At 59.0% G+C, this 978-nt stretch carries 1 pseudogene; it reads left to right on the forward strand.

Features of this window, described 5'->3' with window-relative positions:
* A pseudogene (locus P5683_RS25300) lies at window positions 1-978 on the forward strand (hypothetical protein); the annotation flags it as partial.

The following is a 978-nucleotide window of genomic DNA, read 5'->3' on the forward strand; positions in this document are numbered from 1 at the left end:
CCGATCTCTACAAACTTTGCGGCCCTCAAGGAGGATGACTCGGTCGTCATATGGGGCAGTCAAGAAACGGAAAGGTGGATACCGGGGCAGCCTGACAATCCGATTGTCGACATCTTCACCACTGGCAACGCATTTACGGCGCTTCGGAGCGACGGGTCGATAGAGGTGCTCTGGCGAAGAGTAAGCTTTGATGGTGAATATCTTGCCACCGATCATCTTCAAAGCATCAACGCACAGCTTCAAAGCGGCGTGGTTTCGCTCAAGGCGCTGCCTAATCGCGCGGACATGGCTGCGCTCAAGGATGATGGGTCCGTGGTATCCTGGACCTGGACCCAGAGATTCCCCGACCCCCATAAGAATGCCGCCTTGGGGCAGGATGTGGCCGCAGAGCTTGCAGGTGGCGTCGCATCGCTTCACGGGAACCGTCACAGCTTTGCCGCTCTCAAGGATGATGGATCGGTCGTTGTCTGGAAAGGGACCGGGTACCCCCGTGTCCTCGATTCAGATGATTATGTTGGGTCCGCGACGGTCCGCGACGAATTGTCCGGCGGCGTGGTTGCCATCGCATCCACCGCACACGCCTTCGCCGCGCTGAAGGAAGACGGCTCGGTGGTAACCTGGGGCCTGCCGAACTTCGGAGGAACGAGCGAAATCAGATATACGCACTCTGCCGTTGCGCCTGACCCGATTGATGTTTCGGACGACCTGCGCGACGGGGTCGTCGCTGTCTATTCGAATTCGACCGCCTTTACCGCGTTGAAGGATGACGGCTCGGTGGTGACCTGGGGCAGCCGAAGTCAAGGCGGAGATCTCCTTTGGCCGGGGAATGGGTTCCGTGACGGACCGGAAGCCCTTCAGGAAGCGCTGAGCAGCGGTGTGACCGCGATCTATCCGACCATCAGCGGTTTTTCTGCGCTGAAGGAGGATGGATCGGTTGTCGGATGGGGCAGTAACAGGCCAAGCCAACTTGATGACGAC

Source organism: Limnospira sp. PMC 1279.21 (assembly GCF_032349615.1).
Taxonomy (GTDB): Bacteria; Cyanobacteriota; Cyanobacteriia; order Cyanobacteriales; family Microcoleaceae; genus Limnospira; species Limnospira fusiformis.